This window comes from Micromonospora sp. LOL_023 (assembly GCF_048060115.1).
Lineage (GTDB): Bacteria > Actinomycetota > Actinomycetes > Mycobacteriales > Micromonosporaceae > Micromonospora_E.
Map to the genome: position 1 here is coordinate 1 of NZ_JBHMIM010000139.1, position 2812 is coordinate 2812.

Annotated in this window: 3 protein-coding genes; all 3 read left to right on the forward strand. The window is 62.7% G+C overall.

Translation table 11 applies throughout. From position 1 onward, the window contains the following. The first annotated feature begins 390 nt into the window (after positions 1-390). The 3 genes from ACFHVL_RS31015 (at position 391) to ACFHVL_RS31025 (ending at position 2666) form a co-directional block, all read left to right on the forward strand. Positions 391-1164, forward strand: coding sequence for an aminotransferase class IV family protein (locus tag ACFHVL_RS31015; protein ID WP_416632165.1), 774 nt, complete (start codon positions 391-393; stop codon positions 1162-1164). Positions 1165-1194: 30 nt separating this feature from the next. Then, the gene (locus tag ACFHVL_RS31020; RefSeq protein ID WP_416632166.1) at positions 1195-2157 is read left to right on the forward strand and encodes an SUMF1/EgtB/PvdO family nonheme iron enzyme; all 963 of its coding nucleotides are present in this window, start codon (positions 1195-1197) and stop codon (positions 2155-2157) included. A 269-nt stretch (positions 2158-2426) separates the two neighbouring features. Further along, positions 2427-2666 carry a hypothetical protein gene (locus ACFHVL_RS31025; RefSeq protein WP_416632167.1) on the forward strand — a complete coding sequence of 80 codons (240 nt, stop codon included), beginning with the start codon at positions 2427-2429 and terminating at the stop codon, positions 2664-2666. Positions 2667-2812: the final 146 nt, after the last annotated feature.

The window sequence follows — 2812 nt, forward strand, 5'->3', positions numbered from 1 at the left end:
GGAGGTCGGGCCGCCCGCCCTGCGCACGCAGCCACAAACGGCGGTACGCCCACAGGGACGCTGGTACGGGCATCCGACGGCTCAGTTCGCCGACGCCGGGATCGAGACGACCCTTCTGCGGCAGCAGTAGGCTGCCCGAGTAGCCGAACGAGTGGATGATCGGCTCGGATGCCGCGTTCGTCGAGCAAGGGAATCTCCTCCTCATCAGGCGCGGCGGCGCAGATAGAGAGCTACCGACGTCACGGACCGGTCTGCCGTAACGAGGCGTAGTCATGCTCGCGTGTCTCGTAAGCGTCGGGGAATGTCGCTCTGCCACCTCGGTGCCGAACTTCTGCCGAACTTGGCAGACCAGCAGTGCCGGGAATCGGAGCAATGCGAGAGACTGGAACCATGCTGCTGAACGGCAAGCCGGTTGATCTAGATCAATTGAAGATCCTCGGTCTCACCAACTACGGTCACTTCACGTCCATGCGAGTGGACGCCGGCCGGGTGCGCGGCCTCACGCTGCATCTTGACCGGCTGACGAGGGACTGTCGCGTACTCTTCGGCGCGGAACTCGATGGAGACGAGGTACGCAGCTATGTCCGCCAGGCGGTGGACGGTTCTGCCGAGTCGATCGTTGCCCGGGTGACGGTGTTCGACCCGAATCTCGAACTTGGGCATCCCGCCAGCGCATCAAGCCCTCAGGTGCTGGTCACGACGCGCCCGGCGTCGTCGGTTCCGCCGCAGCCGCTGACGCTCACCGCCTGCTCGTACGACCGGGATGTTCCAGCCGTCAAGCACATCGGTTTATTCGCGACGCTGTACCACCGTCGGCAGGCTCAGCTCGCTGGCTTCGATGATGTCCTGCTCGTGGACGGCGAGGGTTTCATCTCCGAAGGGGCAACCTGGAACATCGGCCTGGTCGAAGGCGACGAGATCGTGTGGCCGCAAGCACCCGTCCTGCCGGGAATCACGATGGCGCTGATCCAGCAGGAACGTGCAGGGCTTCAGCGCCGCGTCAACCTGGCAGAGCTGGATCGTTACACCGCAGCCTTTGCCACCAACGCTGCGGTTGGAGTCCGGGACATCGTCGCGGTCAACGCGGTCCGATGGACCGACACGGTTCCGCTGATCGAGCAGATCCGCAAGGAATACAGCGCCATCCCCGGCGAGCCGCTCTGACGAACTCCACGTCGATACATACAGCGATACTTGACCCGCGACGATGAAGTGGAGGAGTCGCAGGTGTCCACCGTACGGCAGTGGTCCGGCACGGAGGTCCGGGCACTACGCGAAGCGCGCCGGATGAGCGTTCGCGAGTTCGCCGAGCACCTGGGCGTGTCAGACCGCATGGTGTCCAAATGGGAAGCTGGCGGTCAAGCGATCAAGCCACGCCCGATGAACCAGGCGGCGCTCGACACATCACTTGAGCGCGCCGGCACTGATGCGCAGGCACGCTTCGCGCTGCAGATCGACGCGTCAGTCATCGCATCGATACCCGAGCAGACTCCGCCGCCCGAAACGGCTCACGTGCGTCATCCGGCGGACGGCAAGCCGATGGCACTGATCGACGCCGGCGTGTACCTCAGCGGCGCGGAGAATGAACCAGTCTGGCTTCCCGCCTTCTACATCGACGTCCATCCCACGACGAACGCGGACTATTCGCGGTTCATCGACGCGACCGGCTACAAGCCTCCGGGCCACTGGCCAGGAGGCGTCTGCCCCACGGAACTTGCCGACCACCCAGTGGTCTTCGTGACCTGGAACGACGCGAGCGCCTACGCACGCTGGGCAGACAAGAGCCTGCCGAGTTCACAGCAGTGGGAGAAGGCAGCACGAGGCCCGGCAGGGAGCGTCTACCCATGGGGCAACCAGCCGACCCCCGCAAAGTGCAACGTCCGCGAAGGCGGCATCCGGGACACCACACCCGTCGGCCGTTACCAGAGCGGAACGAGCATCTACGGGGTCTTCGACCTGTGTGGCAACGTCTGGGAGTGGTGTCGGACCGAGACCACGCCGGGCCGCTTCGAACTCAAAGGCAGCGCCTTCACCAGCGGCTTTGAGCGAGCCACGCCCTCGAACTTCAACGACGCCGACGCCTCGATGCTCGACGACGACACCGGATTCCGCTGCGTCGTGATGGCCGACGCCATGCAGGCACTACTGGCTGTCTGACGCCAAACTCGCGGCTCCGAATGCTTCCGGCCGCAGGCGTCGGAGACGATCAACCCGTCGCATCAACGAGGCATATGTGAAAAACATCACTTCGACACAAGCGCTACACCCAAAGCAGCGCGCCAAAGCCGGGTAGCTAGACCCTGATTACACCCAGCGAAATGTTACACACGATCAACTCTCAGCACACCGCACTAGTCCTTGACGATCCAGCAACCAATAGCCCAAAGTAAATAGATCAAATGCCCAGGGGAAGGCAGGGAGTGAATATGCTCAAGATCGCGACAAAAGTACGCTCGACCAGCATGAAGGGCGCGGTTGTCCTCGCAGCATTGACCATCGCCTTAACCCAAGGAACGATGGCATCAGCGACGCCTCCAGTCGTGTCAGAATCTGCGGAACCCGTCCCATCAGGTTATGAATCAACCGCACCAAGTAACACTAAAGAGATCACCGCCGCAGACATCATCCGAGCAAATCCACACGGCCCCGGCGTTGTTCCGGCTTGAGTCGTTCTGTCCGTGTTGAAAATCGGACATCGGCTGAGTTGCGGGACGAGCGCGACTCCTGATGATCTTGCGGGGGACTAGCCTCGAAGTTCATCGCTGGAGCCGCGCTCGTGACGACATCTTCCCTGACCGACCCCGTTGTTGAC